This is a genomic window from Hafnia alvei (assembly GCF_034424155.1).
GTDB classification, from domain to species: Bacteria; Pseudomonadota; Gammaproteobacteria; order Enterobacterales; family Enterobacteriaceae; genus Hafnia; species Hafnia alvei.
In genome coordinates this window covers 4241023-4263853 of sequence record NZ_CP139992.1, presented here as the reverse complement: position 1 = coordinate 4263853, position 22831 = coordinate 4241023, and the positions used below count along the sequence as shown (strand labels likewise).

General features: G+C 48.8%; 15 protein-coding genes, 1 tRNA gene and 2 rRNA genes. 16 read left to right on the top strand and 2 right to left on the bottom strand.

Annotation, left to right across the window (positions count from 1 at the left end):
• The first annotated feature begins 50 nt into the window (after positions 1-50).
• The 8 genes from U0008_RS19625 (at position 51) to aceK (ending at position 11470) form a co-directional block, all read left to right on the top strand.
• A tRNA-Glu gene (locus tag U0008_RS19625) sits at positions 51-126 on the top strand.
• A 237-nt stretch (positions 127-363) separates the two neighbouring features.
• Positions 364-3271: ribosomal RNA gene (locus tag U0008_RS19620) — 23S ribosomal RNA — on the top strand.
• A 120-nt stretch (positions 3272-3391) separates the two neighbouring features.
• Positions 3392-3507, top strand: a 5S ribosomal RNA gene (gene rrf, locus U0008_RS19615).
• A gap of 452 nt (positions 3508-3959) precedes the next feature.
• Positions 3960-5261, top strand: coding sequence for an MFS family transporter (locus tag U0008_RS19610; protein WP_043488837.1), 1302 nt, complete (start codon positions 3960-3962; stop codon positions 5259-5261).
• A gap of 148 nt (positions 5262-5409) precedes the next feature.
• The gene (gene metA / locus U0008_RS19605; protein WP_025798570.1) at positions 5410-6339 is read left to right on the top strand and encodes a homoserine O-acetyltransferase MetA; all 930 of its coding nucleotides are present in this window, start codon (positions 5410-5412) and stop codon (positions 6337-6339) included.
• A 358-nt stretch (positions 6340-6697) separates the two neighbouring features.
• Positions 6698-8296: a malate synthase A gene (aceB, locus tag U0008_RS19600; RefSeq protein ID WP_043488840.1), complete on the top strand. Its 1599-nt coding sequence runs from the start codon at positions 6698-6700 to the stop codon at positions 8294-8296.
• A 62-nt stretch (positions 8297-8358) separates the two neighbouring features.
• Entirely contained in the window at positions 8359-9669 is a 1311-nt protein-coding gene (aceA, locus tag U0008_RS19595) for an isocitrate lyase (protein WP_025798567.1), read from the top strand.
• 82 nt (positions 9670-9751) lie between these two features.
• Positions 9752-11470, top strand: coding sequence for a bifunctional isocitrate dehydrogenase kinase/phosphatase (gene aceK / locus U0008_RS19590; protein WP_043488842.1), 1719 nt, complete (start codon positions 9752-9754; stop codon positions 11468-11470).
• Here aceK and treR read toward each other — a convergent pair whose 3' ends face one another.
• On the bottom strand, positions 11471-12427 hold the full coding sequence (gene treR / locus U0008_RS19585; RefSeq protein ID WP_043488845.1) for a trehalose operon repressor TreR: 957 nt from the start codon (positions 12425-12427) through the stop codon (positions 11471-11473). It abuts the gene before it with no gap.
• 278 nt (positions 12428-12705) lie between these two features.
• Here treR and U0008_RS19580 point away from each other — a divergent pair, with 278 nt between their 5' ends.
• The gene (locus U0008_RS19580; protein WP_043488847.1) at positions 12706-15036 is read left to right on the top strand and encodes a YgiQ family radical SAM protein; all 2331 of its coding nucleotides are present in this window, start codon (positions 12706-12708) and stop codon (positions 15034-15036) included.
• A gap of 43 nt (positions 15037-15079) precedes the next feature.
• Here the strand turns inward: U0008_RS19580 and dkgA are convergent, their stop codons facing one another.
• A complete protein-coding gene (gene dkgA / locus U0008_RS19575; protein WP_043488848.1) occupies positions 15080-15910 on the bottom strand; it encodes a 2,5-didehydrogluconate reductase DkgA in 831 nt (276 codons plus the stop codon).
• Between the two features lie 275 nt (positions 15911-16185).
• Between dkgA and U0008_RS19570 the strand changes: the two genes are divergently transcribed.
• The 7 genes from U0008_RS19570 to U0008_RS19540 all read left to right on the top strand — a co-directional run bounded on the left by U0008_RS19570 (position 16186) and on the right by U0008_RS19540 (position 22816).
• On the top strand, positions 16186-17376 hold the full coding sequence (locus tag U0008_RS19570; protein ID WP_043488850.1) for an amino acid aminotransferase: 1191 nt from the start codon (positions 16186-16188) through the stop codon (positions 17374-17376).
• A gap of 421 nt (positions 17377-17797) precedes the next feature.
• Entirely contained in the window at positions 17798-18916 is a 1119-nt protein-coding gene (locus U0008_RS19565) for a PfkB family carbohydrate kinase (RefSeq protein WP_043488853.1), read from the top strand.
• Entirely contained in the window at positions 18913-19851 is a 939-nt protein-coding gene (locus U0008_RS19560) for a pseudouridine-5'-phosphate glycosidase (RefSeq protein ID WP_043488855.1), read from the top strand. The genes U0008_RS19565 and U0008_RS19560 overlap by 4 nt, the downstream gene beginning before the upstream one ends.
• 248 nt (positions 19852-20099) lie before the next feature.
• On the top strand, positions 20100-21371 hold the full coding sequence (locus U0008_RS19555) for a NupC/NupG family nucleoside CNT transporter (protein ID WP_043488857.1): 1272 nt from the start codon (positions 20100-20102) through the stop codon (positions 21369-21371).
• Complete coding sequence (locus tag U0008_RS19550) at positions 21368-21844, top strand: DUF1097 domain-containing protein (protein ID WP_193065846.1); 477 nt, start codon at positions 21368-21370, stop codon at positions 21842-21844. Before U0008_RS19555 ends, U0008_RS19550 begins: the two co-directional genes overlap by 4 nt.
• A gap of 203 nt (positions 21845-22047) precedes the next feature.
• On the top strand, positions 22048-22476 hold the full coding sequence (locus U0008_RS19545; protein WP_043488862.1) for a secondary thiamine-phosphate synthase enzyme YjbQ: 429 nt from the start codon (positions 22048-22050) through the stop codon (positions 22474-22476).
• Complete coding sequence (locus U0008_RS19540) at positions 22469-22816, top strand: MmcQ/YjbR family DNA-binding protein (protein WP_025798545.1); 348 nt, start codon at positions 22469-22471, stop codon at positions 22814-22816. The genes U0008_RS19545 and U0008_RS19540 overlap by 8 nt, the downstream gene beginning before the upstream one ends.
• Positions 22817-22831 lie beyond the last annotated feature (15 nt).

Genomic DNA, 22831 nt, shown 5'->3' with positions numbered 1-22831 from the left:
ACTCATGCTGATACGAAGCGAGAAGGCGAAAGCTTTGTCGGTATTTTCGTGTCCCCATCGTCTAGAGGCCTAGGACACTGCCCTTTCACGGCTGTAACAGGGGTTCGAATCCCCTTGGGGACGCCATTCCGATAATGAGTGAAAGACATTATCACCTGAATATCTTAAAGATGACTTTATTAAGTCGTGTTTAAGATATTGCTCTTTAACAATCTGGAACAAGCTGAAATTTGAAAGCTTAAGCAACTGTGAGACACACTGACACAGTTTGCATTAAGCAGTCTCTCAATTTTTTGCAATCTTGAATGCTGTCTTGAACCGGTTCGTAACCGCGTTCACTAAAAAGACACCTTCGGGTTGTGAGGTTAAGTGACTAAGCGTACACGGTGGATGCCTAGGCAGTCAGAGGCGATGAAGGACGTGCTAATCTGCGATAAGCGTCGGTAAGCTGATATGAAGCGTTATAACCGACGATTTCCGAATGGGGAAACCCAGTGCAATTCGTTGCACTATCGTTAAGTGAATACATAGCTTAACGAAGCGAACCAGGGGAACTGAAACATCTAAGTACCCTGAGGAAAAGAAATCAACCGAGATTCCCCTAGTAGCGGCGAGCGAACGGGGAGCAGCCCAGAACCTTAATCAGCGTATGTGTCAGAGGAACGGTCTGGAAAGTCCGGCGATACAGGGTGATAGCCCCGTACTTGAAAATGCATACGTTGTGAGTTCGATGAGTAGGGCGGGACACGTGACATCCTGTCTGAATATGGGGGGACCATCCTCCAAGGCTAAATACTCCTGACTGACCGATAGTGAACCAGTACCGTGAGGGAAAGGCGAAAAGAACCCCGGCGAGGGGAGTGAAATAGAACCTGAAACCGTGTACGTACAAGCAGTGGGAGCCTCTTTTATGGGGTGACTGCGTACCTTTTGTATAATGGGTCAGCGACTTATATTTTGTAGCAAGGTTAACCGAATAGGGGAGCCGTAGGGAAACCGAGTCTTAACTGGGCGTCAAGTTGCAAGGTATAGACCCGAAACCCGGTGATCTAGCCATGGGCAGGTTGAAGGTTGGGTAACACTAACTGGAGGACCGAACCGACTAATGTTGAAAAATTAGCGGATGACTTGTGGCTGGGGGTGAAAGGCCAATCAAACCGGGAGATAGCTGGTTCTCCCCGAAAGCTATTTAGGTAGCGCCTCGTGAACTCATCTTCGGGGGTAGAGCACTGTTTCGACTAGGGGGTCATCCCGACTTACCAACTCGATGCAAACTACGAATACCGAAGAATGTTATCACGGGAGACACACGGCGGGTGCTAACGTCCGTCGTGAAGAGGGAAACAACCCAGACCGCCAGCTAAGGTCCCAAAGTCATAGTTAAGTGGGAAACGATGTGGGAAGGCATAGACAGCCAGGATGTTGGCTTAGAAGCAGCCATCATTTAAAGAAAGCGTAATAGCTCACTGGTCGAGTCGGCCTGCGCGGAAGATGTAACGGGGCTAAACTATGCACCGAAGCTGCGGCAGCGACACATTGTGTTGTTGGGTAGGGGAGCGTTCTGTAAGCCGTTGAAGGTGGCTCGTGAGGGTTGCTGGAGGTATCAGAAGTGCGAATGCTGACATAAGTAACGATAAAGCGGGTGAAAAACCCGCTCGCCGGAAGACCAAGGGTTCCTGTCCAACGTTAATCGGGGCAGGGTGAGTCGACCCCTAAGGCGAGGCCGAAAGGCGTAGTCGATGGGAAACAGGTTAATATTCCTGTACTCGGTGTTACTGCGAAGGGGGGACGGAGAAGGCTAGGCTATCCGGGCGACGGTTGTCCCGGTTTAAGCGTGTAGGGGGAAAGCGTTGGTAAATCCGCGCTTTTATTAACCCTGAGGCGTGATGACGAGTCACTACGGTGATGAAGTAGTTGATGCCAAGCTTCCAGGAAAAGCCTCTAAGCTCTAGGTAACATTGAATCGTACCCCAAACCGACACAGGTGGTCAGGTAGAGAATACCAAGGCGCTTGAGAGAACTCGGGTGAAGGAACTAGGCAAAATGGTGCCGTAACTTCGGGAGAAGGCACGCTGGCGCGTAGGTGAAGTCCCTTGCGGATGGAGCTGAAGCCAGTCGAAGATACCAGCTGGCTGCAACTGTTTAATAAAAACACAGCACTGTGCAAACACGAAAGTGGACGTATACGGTGTGACGCCTGCCCGGTGCTGGAAGGTTAATTGATGGGGTCAGCCGCAAGGCGAAGCTCTTGATCGAAGCCCCAGTAAACGGCGGCCGTAACTATAACGGTCCTAAGGTAGCGAAATTCCTTGTCGGGTAAGTTCCGACCTGCACGAATGGCGTAATGATGGCCAGGCTGTCTCCACCCGAGACTCAGTGAAATTGAACTCGCTGTGAAGATGCAGTGTACCCGCGGCAAGACGGAAAGACCCCGTGAACCTTTACTATAGCTTGACACTGAACATTGAGCCTTGATGTGTAGGATAGGTGGGAGGCTTTGAAGCGTGGACGCCAGTCTGCGTGGAGCCAACCTTGAAATACCACCCTTTAATGTTTGATGTTCTAACTCCGGTCCCTAATCGGGATTGAGGACAGTGTCTGGTGGGTAGTTTGACTGGGGCGGTCTCCTCCTAAAGAGTAACGGAGGAGCACGAAGGTTAGCTAATCACGGTCGGACATCGTGAGGTTAGTGCAATGGCATAAGCTAGCTTGACTGCGAGAGTGACGGCTCGAGCAGGTACGAAAGTAGGTCATAGTGATCCGGTGGTTCTGAATGGAAGGGCCATCGCTCAACGGATAAAAGGTACTCCGGGGATAACAGGCTGATACCGCCCAAGAGTTCATATCGACGGCGGTGTTTGGCACCTCGATGTCGGCTCATCACATCCTGGGGCTGAAGTAGGTCCCAAGGGTATGGCTGTTCGCCATTTAAAGTGGTACGCGAGCTGGGTTTAGAACGTCGTGAGACAGTTCGGTCCCTATCTGCCGTGGGCGTTGGAAGATTGAGAGGGGCTGCTCCTAGTACGAGAGGACCGGAGTGGACGCATCACTGGTGTTCGGGTTGTCATGCCAATGGCATTGCCCGGTAGCTAAATGCGGAAAAGATAAGCGCTGAAAGCATCTAAGCGCGAAACTTGCCTCGAGATGAGTCTTCCCTGAGACCTTGAGTCTCCTAAAGGAACGTTTAAGACTAAGACGTTGATAGGCTGGGTGTGTAAGCGTAGCGATACGTTGAGCTAACCAGTACTAATGATCCGTGAGGCTTAACCTTACAACACCGAAGGTGTTTTAAGACGCAGAGACGCGAAAACACAAAGAGTAAGCTTGTGAACAGATTGGATTAGCTGGTGAGCTGTAGAAATACGGAGCACGGGTTAATTAACAGAATATGCCTGGCGGCGATAGCGCGGTGGTCCCACCTGACCCCATGCCGAACTCAGAAGTGAAACGCCGTAGCGCCGATGGTAGTGTGGGGTCTCCCCATGCGAGAGTAGGGAACTGCCAGGCTTTAAATAAAGTAAAGAACCTCAGTCGAAAGACTGGGGTTTTTTGCTTTATATAATTTGATAATTGCCGACTTGAGCATGGAACGGCCCGCAGGGGCGTATCATGCGACAAAATCGTCGGGAACGATTTTGAACAACGCGCAGCGTTGGCCCGAAGGGCGAGTCTCAGGATGAGACGAGTATTGTAGGGAACGGTCAAACGTCATCGAAAGAACCTCAGTCGAAAGACTGGGGTTTTTTGCTATGGGGAATTTGAAAAAGTTATCAAATAAATAACCGCTAACGCGGCTATTTCCCACCCAATATCACAAAATACTCTGCAAGTGACCGATGATTTTTTCATTGGTTAGTTGGCTATTGAAGTCTTTATTTAACCAATATATAACAATTAACTTGCATTGAAGCGCGTGGCGACATGACCACCGCACACTTTACCTCTGTAGGGATATTGTTATGGCAGATACCACCCCGTCGCTGGCGGAGCAGCAACCTGACGATCAAGACACGCGTAAGCGTATTTTGGCGATTGTTGGTGCATCATCAGGCAATCTCGTCGAATGGTTCGATTTTTACGTATATTCGTTTTGTGCGTTGTATTTTGCTCCCGTATTCTTCCCCAGTGGGGATTCCACGACACAACTCTTACAAACCGCTGGCGTGTTCGCGGCAGGTTTTCTCATGCGCCCAATTGGTGGGTGGATGTTCGGTTACATTGCAGACAAACATGGCCGTCGAACATCGATGATGATTTCGGTCTGCATGATGTGTTGCGGATCGTTAGTGATCGCTTGCCTCCCAACCTATGCCGCAATAGGGAATTGGGCCCCGGCACTCCTGTTGCTTGCTAGATTATTTCAGGGGCTTTCCGTCGGCGGTGAGTATGGAACCAGTGCCACCTATATGAGTGAAGTTGCGGTAGAAGGTAAGCGCGGATTTTATGCATCGTTTCAATACGTCACGCTGATTGGCGGCCAACTGCTAGCACTGCTGGTTTTGGTGGTCTTACAGCAGACGCTGAGCACCGAAGAGCTACGCTCGTGGGGCTGGCGAGTCCCGTTTGTGCTTGGCGCGTTATTAGCGGTGGTGGCACTTTATCTGCGCCGTTCACTGCATGAGACATCAACCAAAGAAACCAGAACGCGTAAGGATGCAGGAACGTTATCTGGATTATGGAATAACAAAAAAGCTTTTCTGATGGTACTTGGTTTTACCGCAGGGGGCTCGCTGAGCTTCTATACGTTTACAACCTATATGCAGAAATATCTGGTCAACACCGCAGGTATGGATGCCAAAATGGCGAGCGGAATAATGACGGCTGCCTTGTTCGTCTTTATGTTGTTGCAGCCTATTTTTGGCGGATTGTCAGATAAAGTTGGGCGTCGAAACTCAATGATCGCTTTTGGCGCCTTGGCTTCATTGCTGACGGTACCGATACTTACCACGCTACAAGATGTGACGAATCCCTATCTTGCCTTTGTCCTCATCGTTGCTGCGCTAACGATTGTGAGCTTGTACACCTCAATCGGTGGGCTGCTGAAGGCAGAAATGTTCCCGCCGGAGGTTCGCGCATTAGGCGTTGGCCTTTCCTATGCCGTTGGTAACGCTTTGTTTGGTGGTTCTGCTGAATATGTCGCCTTGTCGATGAAAGCGGCTGGCATTGAAACAGCTTTCTTCTGGTACGTTTCAGGTATGTGCTTTATGGCGATGCTGGTTTCATTGCTATTACATAAAAAAGGCCAAGAAATCAGGATGTAAGCATTGCTGCTAGCAAAATGCAGGATGAAAGATTTTCAACTTCATCCTGCATGCTGTACAAGCTGGTGAAAACTCGTTATCTTCAGGCATCTAGAAGTCTAAACGTTTATATGGATGCTTTCTTAACAGAGTCTAGGAGCTAGCGATTATGCCAATCAGGGTGCCAGATGAATTACCTGCCGTAAGCTTTTTGCGGAATGAAAATGTCTTTGTCATGCCCTCCTCACGAGCGGCAACGCAGGAGATCCGTCCGCTTAAAGTTTTGGTACTCAATCTGATGCCTAAAAAGATCGAGACAGAAAACCAATTTCTTCGATTACTTTCGAATTCGCCGTTACAGATTGATATACAGCTACTGCGCATTGATAGCCGTGAGTCGAAAAATACGCCTGCCGAGCATCTGGATAATTTCTACTGTAATTTTGAAGACATTAAAGACCAAAATTTTGATGGGTTGATTGTCACCGGTGCACCTCTCGGTCTGGTCGATTTTTGTGACGTAGCGTATTGGCCGCAGATTGAACAGATCGTTCACTGGGCTAAAGAGCACGTAACCTCTACGCTGTTTGTATGCTGGGCGGTTCAGGCCGCATTAAACGTTCTCTATGGCATTCCTAAACTGACGCGTGAGACTAAGCTCTCAGGTGTTTATCATCATCAAACGCTACAGCCGTTAGCGCTTCTGACCCGCGGTTTTGATGAAACTTTCTTGGCTCCACATTCTCGCTATGCTGACTTCCCAGCCGAGGTGCTGCGAGAATATAGCGATCTCGATATTTTGGCTGAGTCTGAGCAGGCAGGCGCTTACCTATTTGCGACCAAAGATAAGCGGATGGCTTTTGTGACGGGGCATCCTGAGTATGATGCACATACTTTGTCGGGAGAGTATTTCCGCGATGTTGCGGCGGGCCTTTCTCCAGATGTTCCTGTGAATTACTTCCCCGATGATAATCCTGAACATAGCCCCAAAGCGTCATGGCGTAGCCATGGACACTTACTGTTTACTAACTGGCTGAACTACTATGTTTACCAGATCACGCCGTTTGATCTGCGTTATATGAACCCTACGCTGGAATAAGCCTACTTCACTATATTTTCAACTTTTCCCTAATGCTGCTGAATGTCTGTTTAGCAGCATCCTCAAATTTTATCTCCCCTCAATTCTTTTTCTTAATTAACAGTCTATTGTGTTTAAACAATCTAATGGAACCGGTTTTCTTCTTATTGTTATTAATATATTTACCTATCCATATGAAATTTAAAGAATATAAAAATAATTATAATAAAAATGGAAATTGTTTTTGATTTTGTTGAATCACTGTCTACGCTTTAATCTGTTGGTACGAAATTTAGTCGCTAATGAGAAGTGCAAAAGTGAGCTAAATGACAGGAGTGGGGTTCTGGTTGTACCCCTAGCAGAGGGCGGAGACAAACATATGACACAACAGATCGTTGATACTGAGCTGGCATTTACCCAGCAATTTGGCAGTCAGGAGCAGCAAGTTCTTACCGAAGAGGCTATTGAGTTTTTAACTGATTTAGTCGCTCGATTTGCGCCTCAACGCAAGCAGTTACTTACGGCTCGTCAGGCGCAACAACAAAAAATAGATCGCGGTGAACTGCCAGATTTTATTTCGGAAACTAATTCCATTAAAAATTCCGATTGGAAAATTCGCGGTATTCCTCGCGATCTTCAAGACCGCCGCGTTGAAATCACGGGGCCGGTCGAGCGCAAAATGGTGATCAATGCGCTTAATGCGAACGTTAAAGTTTTTATGGCTGATTTTGAGGATTCACTTGCTCCAAACTGGGACAAAGTGATTGAGGGCCAAATTAACCTGCGTGACGCCGTGAATGGCACGATCAGCTTCACCAATGAAGCAGGAAAAATTTACCAGCTAAAACCGAATCCTGCGGTGCTGATTGCTCGTGTGCGTGGTCTTCATCTGCCTGAAAAGCATGTAACGTGGCAGGGTGAGGCTATCCCCGGAGGGCTGTTTGATTTCGCGCTCTACTTTTTCCATAACTACCAAGCACTCTTGGAAAAAGGCAGCGGCCCCTATTTCTATCTGCCTAAAACAGAGTCTTACCATGAGACTGCATGGTGGAGTGAGATCTTCAGCTTTACCGAAGATCGTTTTGATCTACCGCGTGGAACAATTAAGGCCACTGTATTGATTGAAACCCTGCCTGCGGTATTCCAGATGGATGAGATCTTACATAGCCTGCGTGATCACATCGTTGGTTTGAACTGCGGTCGCTGGGATTACATCTTTAGCTATATCAAAACGCTGAAAAACCATAGCGACCGTGTTTTACCCGATCGCCAGTCCGTGACGATGGAAAAACCGTTCTTAAGTGCTTATTCACGTTTGCTGATCAAAACCTGCCACAGACGCGGCGCTTTTGCGATGGGCGGAATGGCGGCATTTATCCCTAGCAAAGACGCTGAGCGCAATGCATGGGTGATGGATAAGGTCCGTGCTGATAAAGAACTTGAAGCAAATAACGGCCATGACGGCACTTGGGTTGCACACCCGGGCTTAGCAGATGAAGTGATGCAGGTTTTTGGCCGCGTGTTGGGTGAGCGCAGCAATCAGCTTGAGGTAACGCGTTCGCAGGATGAACCTATTACCGCAGCTCAACTGCTGGAACCTTGCCCTGGTGAACGTACCGAAGAGGGGATGCGTGCCAATATTCGCGTTGCCGTTCAATACATTGAGGCTTGGATTTCGGGTAATGGCTGCGTGCCAATCTACGGCTTGATGGAGGATGCGGCGACGGCGGAGATCTCTCGCACATCAATCTGGCAGTGGATCCACCACGGGAAAACGCTGAGCAATGGCCAGCAGGTTACCCCAGATCTTTTCCGTCAGTTATTGAAAGAAGAAATGCAGGTTATTCGTCAAGAGCTTGGTGATAAACGTTTCGACAGCGGCCGTTTTATTGAGGCTGCCAGTCTGATGGAGCGTATTACAACCAGCAATGAGCTGATCGATTTCCTGACACTACCTGGTTATGAACTGTTGAATTAAGCACGAAAATTAACCCTACACCGAAACCATAAAATAGAGAAAAAAGCCAAGGAGCGCTTGCCATGTCTACCTCACGTAATCAGCAAATTCAGCAGTTGGAACAGGATTGGAAAACTAACCCGCGTTGGGAGGGCATTACGCGTCCCTACAGCGCAAATGACGTGGTTAATCTGCGTGGTTCGGTGAATCCAGAATGTACTTTAGCGCAAAAGGGCGCCGCTAAACTTTGGGAGCTGCTGCATGGCGGTTCACGCAAAGGCTATGTTAACTGCCTCGGGGCATTAACCGGTGGACAGGCATTACAGCAGGCAAAAGCCGGTGTCGAAGCCATCTATCTCTCTGGCTGGCAGGTGGCGGCGGATGCCAACTTGGCATCCAGCATGTATCCGGATCAATCACTGTATCCCGTTAATTCGGTGCCAGCGGTAGTTGAACGTATCAATAATTCATTCCGTCGCGCAGACCAAATCCAATGGTCGAACGGCGTGGAGCCGGGTGATAGCAAATTTACCGATTACTTCTTACCGATTGTTGCCGACGCTGAAGCCGGTTTTGGTGGCGTGCTGAATGCGTTTGAATTAATGAAATCGATGATTGAAGCTGGTGCAGGCGGAGTTCACTTCGAAGACCAACTGGCATCGGTGAAAAAATGCGGTCATATGGGCGGCAAAGTACTGGTTCCGACGCAGGAAGCGATTCAAAAATTAGTCGCCGCGCGTTTAGCCGCAGACGTATTGGGTGTTCCAACTCTGGTGATTGCCCGTACCGATGCCGATGCTGCCGATCTGATCACATCAGATTGCGATAGCTACGACAGCGCTTTTGTTACCGGTGAGCGTACCGTTGAAGGCTTTTTCCGTACTCATGCTGGTATTGAACAGGCTATCAGTCGTGGCCTCGCCTACGCGCCTTATGCCGATTTAGTTTGGTGCGAAACGTCTACCCCAGACTTAGACGCGGCGAAGCGCTTTGCCGATGCGATTCACGCCCAGTATCCGGGCAAGCTGCTGGCCTACAACTGTTCACCTTCCTTTAACTGGAAAAAGAACCTCGACGATCAGACTATCGCACGCTTCCAAGATGAGCTTTCTGCGATGGGCTATAAATACCAGTTCATCACGCTGGCAGGCATTCACAGCATGTGGTTCAACATGTTTGATCTGGCGCACGCATACGCCAATGGAGAGGGCATGAAACACTACGTTGAGAAAGTGCAGGAGCGCGAGTTTGCGGCACAGAAACAGGGTTATACCTTTGCCTCCCACCAACAGGAAGTGGGCACGGGATACTTTGATAAAGTGACGAATGTGATTCAGGGTGGTGCATCATCGGTAACGGCTTTGACCGGATCAACTGAAGAGCAGCAATTCTAAAAACACGGGTAAGCATGAACGCTAAAACGGGCAGGGCAATGCGCTCTGCCCGTTTTGTCTGAGAGTCAGCGAGGTGACCGAGATGGCTATTGGTATGGAACAACTGATTGCGCAGACGATCTTACAGGGCTTCGATGCTCAGTATGGTCGTTTTCTCGAAGTGACCGCGGGAGCCCAACAGCGCTTTGAGAAAGCTAACTGGGGCGCTGTTCAACTGGCGATGAAAAAACGTATTCACCTCTACGATCACCATGTGGGGCTGGTGGTGGAGCAGCTACGCAGGATGACGGGGCCTTTATGTCATGATGCTGAATTCTTGGCTCGCGTGAAGACGGTCTACACCGACATGCTGCCTGAATATCCGCGTTTTGAAATTGCCGAAAGCTTTTTTAACTCCGTGTACTGCCGCTTATTCAATCATCGTGAGCTAACCCCAGATAAGCTATTTGTTTTTAGCTCCCAGCCAGAGCGCCATTGGCGCGAATTTCCCCGTCCATTAGCCAGAACCTTTAAGCCTGATGCCGGTTGGCATGCGCTAATCAATGATTTACTCGGCGAACTGCCACTTCGATTACCGTGGGAGGATCGCGCCCGTGATGTGGACTATATTCTCAGCCATTTAGAAAGTACCTTCGGTGAAAATACGCTGAATCACAGCCGCCTACAGGTAGCCAATGAGCTGTTTTATCGCAATAAAGCGGCTTGGCTGGTGGGGAAGCTGCACACGCCAGAAGGCATTTATCCCTTTCTGCTGCCGATTCATCATAACGAACAAGGCGCGCTGTTTGTCGATACCTGCTTAACGCGTTTAGATGAGGCCAGCATTGTTTTTGGCTTCGCTCGTTCGTACTTCATGGTGTATGCACCTTTGCCGGCCGCGTTGGTTGACTGGCTGCGCGAGATTTTACCGGGGAAAACAACCGCTGAGCTCTATATGGCGATTGGCTGCCAAAAGCATGGGAAAACAGAATATTACCGCGAGTATTTAAAGCATCTTGCCGAATCTAAAGAACAATTCATTATTGCTCCAGGCATTCGAGGAATGGTGATGCTGGTTTTCACGCTGCCTTCGTTTGACCGCGTATTTAAGATCATCAAAGATAAGTTTGCGCCGCAAAAAGAGGTCGATCCTGCACGGGTTCAAGCCTGCTACCAGCTAGTTAAGGAACACGATCGCGTTGGCCGCATGGCTGATACTCAAGAATATGAAAACTTTGTGATTGAAAAGTGGCGCATCAGCCCTGAGCTGATGGCGGAATTACAACGGGAAGTTCCTGAGAAATTGGAAGATTTAGGCGATCGTATCGTGATCCGTCATCTGTATATTGAGCGTCGCATGATTCCGCTCAATATCTATCTGGAGCAGGCCGATGAGCGCCAGTTACATGACGCCATTGAAGAGTATGGCAATGCGATCAAGCAGCTAGCTGCGGCGAATATTTTTCCCGGCGATATGCTGTTTAAAAACTTTGGTGTAACCCGACATGGGCGAGTGGTGTTTTATGATTACGACGAAATTTGCTACATGACTGAGGTTAACTTCCGCGATATTCCACCGCCGCGTTATCCTGAGGACGAAATGGCCAGCGAGCCATGGTATAGCGTGTCGCCAAATGATGTGTTTCCTGAAGAGTTCCAGCATTTCTTATGCGGTGATGCGCGAATTAGAACGTTGTTTGCCGAAATGCACGGTGATTTATTTACTGCAAACTATTGGCGTAGTTTGCAGCAGCGGATCAGTAACGGCGTGGTTGATGATGTCTTTGCCTATCGACGTAAGCGCCGATTTGCACAGCGTTAATCAGTTTGGGCGGCGTAATGTGCAAGGCACCGTAATGTGCTTGCCGGGCTGTGGCGCGCTTTGCAGGGAGAGTAACTGTTGTACCGCCATTCGTCCGCCTTCGGCATAGCCTAAGTCGACGGAAAAGGTCTTGGGATACAAGAACTCCAGCAGCGAGTTATTCCCCATGCCGCAGACGATCACATCGTTTTTTGACCGCTCCTGTAAGTACTTACTTACGCCGAGAGCAATGGTATCTGACGCGCAGATGATAGCGCTGGTATCCTCAGAGATAACCTGCTGAGCCAACTGATATCCACTCTGAAAGGTAAGCTCCCCGAGCGCGGCACAAGGCGTTATCTGGTGCTTTTTGCAGTGCGCGTGATAGGTGTCGTAACGGCGTCCACCCGTTGTGGCATCCGAAAGTTTGACCCCAACGAAAGCGATGTGTTGATGTTTTTTGGCGATGAGCGCGTTCATCAGCAAGGTGACAGCGCCGCTATCGTCATAACGTACCGAGGTCAGCTGTTCATACTCCCATGCCAGAACAACGATTTTCTCTCGCCACGGCAGCAGCATTGATTCATCCAGACCGGTAAAGCCGAACAGCAAAATGCCATCAACGTGACGACGCGATAGAACGGTCAAATGTTCCTGCACTCGCTCCGGCTCAAACTGGCTTTCTAATAAAATAGGGTCGTAGCCTTGGGCATACAACAGGGGAAGCATGGCGCGCACGGCCTGATTTTCAGCGTTGGAATCTAAACGCGAAACAATGATGGCGACGACTTTATCCGTTTGCCCGCGCATGGCTCGAGCCGATTTTGATGGGGCAAAGTTATGTTGACTGATGATTTCTTCGATCCGCGCCCGCGTTTCAGGTTTCACGCCAGATTCTTTATTGATCACCCGAGAAACGGTGGATTTACCCACGCCGCTGAGGCGAGCAATATCTTTAATCGTCAATCGTTCGGACATAACGTAACGCCACGCAAAGTCAGTGATAAGAATGCTATTGTTGTGGGTAAAAGCCGCTAAGGCAAGCCCCCGTCATGAACTTTGCCGCAGCTCATTCAGGGAACGATAGGGGTGATAACAGGCCAATCTCAAATATCCCTCTCTTTTACGTGTGCAAATGCGTATAATCGCCGCCCTGATATTGATGCTTTGTTAACCACCCAAATTGTTAACGGCACAACGTATTGCAGTTCCGCTTCAGCGCAAACTTCCCCAGATAAATAGAAAAGAGTGATGTCATGAGTAGTATCAGCCTGATCCAGCCAGAACGTGATTTGTTCTCCTACACGCCCTATTGGGCAGAGTGCTACGGCACGGCCCCGTTCTTACCGATGTCGCGTGAGGAAATGGATACTCTCGGCTGGGATAGCTGTGACGTCATTTTAGTTACCGGTGATGCCTACGTTGACCATCCAAGCTTTGGAATGGCAATCGTTGGCCGCATGCTGGAAGCTCAGGGTTTCCGTGTGGGGATCATTGCGCAACCGGACTGGACCAGCAAAGCCGATTTTATGCGTCTGGGGAAACCGAACCTGTTTTATGGCGTCACTGCGGGCAACATGGATTCGATGATTAACCGCTATACCGCCGATCGCAAACTGCGCCACGACGATGCTTACACGCCAAACAATGAAAGCGGCAAACGTCCAGATCGTGCAACGCTGGTTTATACCCAACGCTGTAAAGAAGCTTTCAGCGATGTTCCGGTGATTTTAGGTGGGATTGAAGCCAGCCTGCGCCGTATTGCTCACTACGATTATTGGTCTGATACCGTACGCCGTTCGGTGCTGGTGGACTCTAAAGCCGATATGCTGATGTATGGCAACGGCGAACGCCCACTGGTGGAAGTTGCGCATCGTTTGGCCTCCGGTGAGCCGATTGCCAGCATTATCGACGTGCGTAATACCGCGGTCATGCGCAAAGAGGCGTTGCCGGGCTGGAGCGGCGTGGATTCCACTCGCTTAGACAAACCGGGCCGTATCGAACCGATTCCCAACCCTTACGGCGACGATTTGGCCTGTGCGCCAGATGCCGATAAGAAGAAAGACGATAGCGTACAAACCATCACCGTGCGTGCGCCAAAGCCTAAGCCGTGGGAAAAAACCTACGTGCTGCTGCCGTCTTATGAAAAAGTTAAAAATGACAAAGTACTGTATGCGCACACGTCACGCATTTTGCATCATGAAACTAACCCCGGCTGCGCGCGTGCTTTGATGCAAAAACATGGCGATCGCTATATTTGGATTAACCCTCCGGCTATCCCATTGAGCACGGAAGAAATGGACAGCGTATTTGCGCTGCCTTACCAGCGTGTTCCTCATCCAGCCTACGGCAGCACCCGTATTCCTGCTTATGAGATGATCCGCTTCTCCATCAACATCATGCGTGGTTGCTACGGCGGCTGCTCATTCTGTTCGATTACCGAACACGAAGGCCGCATCATCCAGAGCCGTTCAGAAGACTCAATTATTCGTGAAATCGAAGAGATCCGCGACAAAGTCCCTGGCTTTACCGGCGTGATTTCCGATTTGGGTGGCCCAACGGCCAACATGTATATGCTGCGCTGCCAGTCACCGCGCGCCGAGCAAACCTGCCGTCGTGCATCCTGCGTTTACCCTGAGATTTGTCAGCACATGGACACCAACCATGAGCCGACCATCAATTTGTATCGTCGTGCGCGTGATCTAGACGGTGTGAAGAAAATCCTCATTGCTTCTGGGGTTCGTTATGATCTGGCGGTTGAAGATCCGCGTTATATCAAAGAGCTGGCAACCCATCATGTGGGGGGCTATCTGAAGATTGCGCCAGAACATACCGAAGAAGGGCCGCTGTCTAAGATGATGAAGCCGGGCATGGGAAGCTATCATCGCTTTAAAGAGCTGTTTGATACCTATTCCAAGCAGGCTGGCAAAGAGCAGTATTTGATCCCGTATTTCATTTCAGCGCATCCGGGAACGCGAGATGAAGATATGGTCAACTTAGCGCTGTGGTTGAAGAAAAACCGTTTCCGTTTGGATCAGGTACAAAACTTCTATCCGTCGCCGTTGGCGAATTCCACCACGATGTATCACACGGGTAAAAACCCGCTGGGTAAAGTCGATTATAAAAGCGAAGATGTTGTGGTGCCGAAAGGCGATCGCCAGCGCCGCTTACACAAAGCGCTGCTGCGCTATCACGATCCAGCCAACTGGCCGCTGATCCGTGGTGCGCTGGAAGAGATGGGTATGAAGCATTTGATCGGTTCGCGCCGTGAATGTTTAGTACCGGCCCCAACGCTTGAAGAACAACGCGAAGCGCGTCGTGGATACCAGAGAAATATGCGTCCGGCGATGACTAAGCATACCGGTGCTCCAGCGAAGCCTGAACAGCGTGCAGCCAAACCTAAAACGATTCGCGGTGAAGCGCCGTCAGCGGAGCGCAATGGAAAAGCGCATGATAAGGCTTCTCCGGCGGGCAAGCCTGTTAAAGGTAAACCGCAAGCGGCTAGACCAACGGCGCATACGCCAGCGGGAAAAACGGCTGCGAAGCCATCAGGGCGCAAGGCACCTCGCGTGACCAAAGGTAAATAACGATAAAAAATCCCCGCAGCGCGGGGATTTTTTTACCGATTCATTACAGCTTTTCAAACGTATCAGGATCGGGCCCCAAGCGTTTTCCGCTATCGAGCTTGGCAATCAGGCTCAGCTCATCTTTATCCAACCGAAAATCAAATACCCCAAAGTTTTCTTGAATGCGTTTTGGCGTAACGGATTTAGGGATCACAATCAATCCAGAATCCAAGTGCCAGCGAATGACAATTTGAGCTGGGGTTTTCTCATACTTCTGCGCCAGCTTATGAATGATTTCAGTATCAAAAACACCCTCGCCGCCCTGTGCCAGCGGGCTCCAAGATTCGGTAGCAATGTGATGTGTGGCATTCCATGCGTGCATGGTTTTTTGCTGCATCAAAGGATGAAGCTCAATTTGGTTCACGGTGGGTGAAACGCCCGTTTCATCGATCAGGCGTTGTAGGTGTGGGATATTAAAATTACATACGCCGATGCTCTTGATCAGCCCTTGTTTCTTGAGGTCAATCAGCGACTTCCATGCGGTAACGTATTTATCCTGCGCAGGCGCTGGCCAATGAATCAGATACAGATCGATGTAATCCAACCGCAGCTTTTTCAGGCTTTCTTCCAGCGCCTTCGCCGCGTTGTCTTGGTCTGTATTCCATAATTTAGTGGTGATGAAAAGCTCGTCGCGAGCAATTGACGAGTTTGCTAACGCTTTGCCGACGCCTTCTTCGTTAGCATAAATGGCCGCAGTATCGATTGAGCGATAACCTGTCTCTAACGCGGTTTCGATAGCGGTGATGACTTGCTCATTCGAGGCTTGCCATACGCCTAAACCGAGCTGTGGCATGGTATTTCCGTCGCTCAGCTTGATAAGAGGTTGTGTGGACATCGTTTTCTCCTTCTGCTGGAGAGGCTAAATAGAAGCCCCATCCGTTCCATACCCGCCGTACTTCAAGCTGCACTTTTGATGGCCGCGCTGAATTTGCTGCCTCTTTGCCGCCTCAAGGTAGCTCAAATTATTTTGGATATGATGAAACCTATCCTTTAAGCCTAGCTCAAAAAGATCGGTATGGACGAAGTAATTGGCTATAGCTTTATGACCTGCGACAAGGTTATTGTGTTGTTAAAGCTATTTTTACCCCCGTGATTTCAAGGAGAGCACCCGTGTTTCAGCATGTAGACGCCTATGCAGGCGATCCGATTCTCTCGCTGATGGATACCTATAAACAGGATCCTCGAGCCGATAAAGTTAATCTCAGTATCGGTCTGTACTATGACGAAAAGGGAACCATTCCACAGTTGAAAGCCGTTGCTGCTGCGGAAGAGATCCTGAATGCTCGCGAGGGTGCTGCGTCGTTGTATCTGCCGATGGAAGGTTTAGCGCCATACCGTAGCGCCATTCAGAGCCTGTTGTTTGGTGATACACATCCTATGGTTGCTCAAAAGCGAATTGTTACAGTGCAAACCATTGGTGGCTCCGGTGCGCTGAAAGTTGGAGCTGATTTTTTAAAACATTATTTCCCTGATTCAGAGGTATGGGTCAGCGATCCAACGTGGGAAAACCATATTGCGATCTTCTCGGGGGCGGGTTTCAAAGTGCATCAGTATCCCTATTTTGACCCTGAAACGCTGGGGGTAAATTTTGATGCGATGCTCAACACGCTCAATCAACTGCCAGCGCGTAGCATTGTGTTGATGCATCCATGCTGCCATAACCCAACAGGTTCAGATCTCACCGATGCACAATGGGATCGCGTGATTGAAATCGCGAAAGCGCGTGAACTGATCCCATTCCTTGATATTGCTTATCAAGGTTTTGGGGCCGGAATGGAAGAAGATGCCTATGCTATCCGCGCGATGGCGCAGGCAGAGTTGCCTTGCCTCGTGAGTAATTCGTTTTCAAAAATTTTCTCCCTCTACGGTGAACGCGTTGGCGGGTTATCCGTTGTGTGTGAAAGCGAAGAAGCCGCAAACCGAGTATTAGGCCAGTTAAAAGCAACCGTGCGCCGCATTTACTCCAGCCCGCCTAACTTCGGCGCACAGGTGGTGGCAACGGTGCTTAACGATCCGAAGCTGAAAGCTTTGTGGCTTGATGAAGTTGAAAGTATGCGCCTGCGCATTATCGAAATGCGCCGCACGCTGGTGGATGGTTTGAAAACCGTATTACCACAGCGCAACTTTGACTACCTGATGTCGCAGCGCGGCATGTTTAGCTATACCGGCCTCAGTGCTCAGCAGGTGGACCGGCTACGTGAAGAGTTTGGCGTATACCTGATCGCCAGCGGTCGCATGTGCGTAGCGGGAATGAATCACGCTAATGCGCAGCGCGTTGCCCAGTCATTTGCTGCCGTTTAATTCCTATCGTTAATGAAGCTCCCGATATTTTAGGGAGCTTTTTTATTTCTCATCCCCAGCAGAGTTCCACTGAAAACAGCGATGCCGACTGTGAGACAGATCTCGTTGTAATTTAAATAGCAGATGCTGATGGATCACTCAAAATCGATAATGAGTGTCCATGCAAACAAAAGTTAGCGCTTTATAAGAAAATTCCCATCTCTATGATTTTTAATATTTATTAAAAGAATAAAATTCTGCATTATTTTTAATGATTTGTTTTTGTGGTTATTAGGTTTAAATCGAGTGGTTGATAGCTTGATGTTGCTCACAAAATAATGAATGAAAACGTATTCACCCTAATTACGATCGCCTTCCCAATTCCTTCTTAAACTTCTAAATCCCACTTTACTGTTTTTCAATGGCAGATTAAAACAAACGCATGTTTAAAAACAAACAAGTGTCCAATATGACTAGCCGAGAAAAGCAGATATTGCAGCTTCTGAGACGTGATCCTTTGATCCCACAGCAGGAAATTGCCGATGTTTTAGGTATTAGCCGCTCTGGTGTAGCAGGACATATTATGAACTTAATGAAGAAAGGATATATAAAAGGAAAAGGATATATATTATCTGAGCACAGCTATGTTGTTACCGTCGGCTCTACGAATATGGATGTTTGTGGATACTCATCCTCTAAATTAGTTTATGAAGATTCTAATCCAGGGAAAATAAAATGTACTCCCGGCGGCGTCGGCAGAAATATAGCACAAAACATTGCCTTATTGGGTCGAGAGTGCCATTTGATTTCTGTGGTAGGCGATGATTTTTATGGGGATACCTTATTAGAACAGGCCAAATTAGCCGGTGTTCATATTGATAGTTTCCATAAACTGCATGGTGAAACCACATCGACCTATGTCTCGTTATTAGACGAAGGCGGTGAAATGCTGGTCGCTATTAATGATATGCGCATTTTAGAAAAACTGACGCCAGCATTATTAGCAACGTCAAAAGATCTTATTCAGCATGCCGGTGTATTGATCGTTGACTGCAACCTTACCGAAGATGCTTTGGCATGGTTATTTAGCCATGCAGGCAGTGTGCCAATATTTGTTGATACCGTATCTGCATTTAAAGCACCCAAGATCCGAAATTGGCTATCACATATTCATACCTTGAAGCCTAATCGCCTTGAGGCCGAAATCCTCAGTGGAATGACGATTACGAGCCCAAAAGATGCACCTAAAGCGGCTAAATGGTTCCATGAACAAGGCGTACAGCGAATTGCGCTAAGCATGGGAGCGGCCGGTGTTTTTTACAGCGAGATTGATGGGCAAAGCGGTTGGTCGAGTCCTTTGCCGGTGAATATCGTCAATGTGACAGGGGCTGGTGATGCCATGATGGCCGGGCTGGCTAGCTGTTGGCTTGAAGATATGACGCTTGCCGAAAGTATCCGTTTTGCGCAGGGATGCTCCGCGTTAACTCTTTCCTCTGAATTTACTAATAACCCTAATCTGTCGAATGGCAGTGTTCAAAAACTGTTGGAATTACAATCATGAAAAATAACATTATGACCAATGAGTATCTGGATATTTCGCCGGAAGTTGCTGAGGCACTAGCCAATAACCGCCCCGTTGTGGCTTTAGAATCTACCATTATTTCCCATGGTATGCCTTACCCGCAAAATGCCGAAACGGCGTTGGCGGTTGAGCAGCAAATTCGTGAAAATGGTGCAGTGCCTGCGACGATTGCGATTATTAACGGCCGTATGAAAGCAGGCTTATCCCGCGAAGAGATTGAGCTGCTCGGCAAAGAAGGCCACAACGTGGCGAAAGTGAGCCGCCGTGACTTGCCATTCATCGTTGCAGCAGGCAAAAACGGTGCAACAACCGTGGCTTCGACCATGATTATTGCCGAAATGGCCGGTATTCATGTCTTTGCCACCGGTGGTATCGGCGGTGTTCATCGCGGGGCTGAACAAACATTTGATATCTCAGCTGATTTACAAGAGCTAGCAAAAACCAACGTGGCCGTAATTTGTGCCGGAGCCAAATCGATTCTGGATTTAGGGTTAACCACCGAATATCTTGAGACGCACGGCGTGCCGCTGATTGGCTATCAAACTCAGGTGCTACCCGCATTTTTCTGCCGTACTAGTCCGTTCTCCGTCAGCATTCAATTAGATGAGCCCGAGCAGATAGCGAAGGCAATGGCGACCAAGTGGCAGTCTGGTTTGGATGGTGGAATGGTGATTGCTAATCCGATCCCCGAACAATTTGCGATGCCTGAAGCTAAAATCAATGCGGCGATTGAGCAAGCCGTTCAGGAGTCGGTAGAACAGGGCGTTCATGGGAAAGACAGCACGCCATTCTTGCTGGCCAGAGTGGCTGAACTCACGGGGGGCGATAGCCTGCACTCCAATATCCAATTGGTATTTAATAATGCAAAACTAGCCGCTCAGATTGCATGTTGCTACCAGGAGACCGCAGCATAAAAATAGCGTTACTCCTTAAGTTTTATCCTGATATTAACAATTAAATAAAATGCCAACCTGAAAGGTGGATGGGTTTCTACGCTTATCCTCTTTCAGGTATATATCCATCATACTTCAAGCTGCATTTTTGTTGGCTACGTTTGTTCACCCGAATCACTTACTTGAGTAAGCTCATCGGGATTTACTTACCGCCTCAATATAACTCGAATTATTTTGGCTATGGCTGCATATATCGAAGGGACGGATTTATGGACTTATTACGCAGCTTGCTTGGTATTGGTATACTTCTTTTAATCGCTTTTATTTTTTCTAATAATCGAAGAAAAATTAAAATAAGAACGGTTGGTGCAGCACTTTTATTACAGATTGTTCTAGGTGCGGTGATGCTTTATGTACCTGCGGGGAAATGGCTGATTAACGCCATTGCGAGTGGGGTTAATAAGGTTATCTCATACAGTGATGCCGGTAGTTCATTTATTTTTGGTGGTCTGGTTGGCCCTAAAATGAATGTGTTATTTGACGGTGCTGGTTTCGTTTTCGCATTTCATGTATTGCCCGCCATTATTTTTATTACCTCGCTGATCTCGATTCTTTATTATATTGGCGTGATGGGCTGGGTTATTAATATTCTTGGTTATGTGTTCCAGAAAATGATGCGAGTGAGCAAAGTAGAGGCGTTTGCAGCGGTCACCACGATATTTCTTGGGCAAAACGAACTCCCGGCGGTGCTCAAACCATTTATTAGCAAAATGAACCGCAACGAACTTTTTACGGTCATTTGTAGTGGGATGGCGTCAATTGCAGGTTCCATGTTGGTGGGTTATGCAGGCTTAGGCGTGCCCATTGAGTACTTGTTGGCTGCATCGTTGATGGCGATTCCGGGCGGGATCTTGTTTGCGCGCATGCTCAGCCCCGCCACGGAGGAGTCTCAGGTTGAATTTAGCCAGATGTCGTTTAGCGATAAGCGCCCCGCGAGTGTTATTGAAGCGGCGGCGAGCGGGGCAATGTTAGGTCTTAAGATTGCCGTTGGTGTGGCGACGGTGGTGATGGCGTTTGTTGCGTTAATTGCGTTGATTAACGGCATCATCGGCGGGGTTGGTGGTTTGTTTGGTTGGTCAGGCGTCAGCTTGGAAAGCCTGCTAGGTTATCTCTTCTCACCGTTGGCATACATCATGGGCGTAAGCTGGGATAACTCTGCGCTGGCCGGCGGTTTGATTGGGCAGAAACTGGCTATTAACGAATTTGTCGCGTATGTGAATTTCTCTCCCTATCTCAAGGAAGCGGCCGGTGCCTTAGATCCAAAAACCATTGCCGTTATCTCTTTTGCACTCTGCGGTTTTGCCAACTTCGGCTCGATTGCGGTGGTGGTGGGGGCATTTAGCGCCGTTGCTCCAGAGCGTGCATCGGATATTGCACGCTTAGGATTACGCGCTTTGCTTGCGGCGACGCTCTCTAACTTGATGAGTGCAACGATTGCTGGGCTGTTTATCGGTCTTGGGGCATTAGCGATAGCGTCATGATGACAAAAGACATGCGATTGCTGCTTTGTCTTGCGCTAAGCACCGGCATTTTATCCGGCGTTTGGGCATGGCTAGCTGAACAGTTGGTACTCATGAGCTGGATTGGCTTTTTAGGTTGTACAACCTATTTTGCTATTCCTAGCAAAGGACTACTCGGTTTATGTCGTGGCCTTGCGGCTAATGTGAGTGGTGCAAGCTGGGCTTCGATGGCTATGGCACTGACTGCCTCGACCGATTTTAGCTATGCTGCAGTCATTACTGGGGCGATATCCTTCATGATGTGTGCCCAATCTCGGTTTCGCCTGCTTTGCTTTGTTCCCGGCAGTTTTATCGGTGCCTGTGCGCTGTTTGGCTCACAGTCCGAGTGGCTAGCGGTAGTTTTGGCGTTGTGCCTAGGAGGAATATTCGGTTTCCTGATGCAAAGCAGCGGAACATGGATGGCAAATCGCTGGCAGATGAGTTTAACTAATTAATATTCAATAAGTTGATTAAGATTTCTATAGCCCATGTAGCAAAAGCACATGGGCTTTTTTATGCGTATTTTGCATAGAGAGGAAAATTGACTGCTGCAAACTGTCTGTCTGGGGCGTAGGCTAAATAGGTCTTTACATAACTTTTGACGCTCAAAAGTTGCCGACTATTGTACAAAGAATATACTAGTTAAGGACGTCTGAAGATGTGGTATCAGCACACTATTGTTTTGCATGCAAAGCCGCGTGGTTTCCATCTGGTCACCGATGAAATTATCGAAAAACTCCCACAGCTAGCCTCTGTCGAGGTTGGGATATTGCATCTGCTGCTGCAGCACACCTCCGCGTCGTTAACCCTCAACGAAAACTGTGATCCCACTGTCCGTTACGATATGGAGCGACACTTCATGCGAACGGTCCCCGAAGATGCTCCCTATGAGCACGACTATGAAGGCGATGATGATATGCCTGCGCATATTAAGTCTTCGCTGTTAGGGGCCTCCCTAACGTTACCGATATGTCGGGGAAAGCTACAGTTGGGAACCTGGCAGGGGATATGGTTTGGCGAACACCGCGTGCACGGCGGTACGCGCCGGATCGTCGCAACTATACAAGGGGATATTGTTCATGAATAATTCGGCATTTTTGCAATACTGCATGGCTAAACCGGGAGCGGAGCAAAGCGTTCAAAATCGTTGGCGAGCCAATCAGGTTAAAGTAGGCGGCGTGATGTTTGCGATGGTCGACCATGTTGAAGGTCGCCCTGCAGTGGCGCTTAAAATGAGCTGTGAGCAGGCAGCGCAACTGCGCAGCGAACATAAAGATATCGTTCCAAGCCCTAACCTGAATAAGGCACATTGGAGTACGATTTTCCTCGACGGCACCCTCAAGGATTCTTTGCTCTATAAACTGGTTGATGGCTCTTATTCTTTAGCGCTTAACCATATCGGTGAGCAAACCCGCCAAGGGCTGTAATCTTTTTTAATAGGT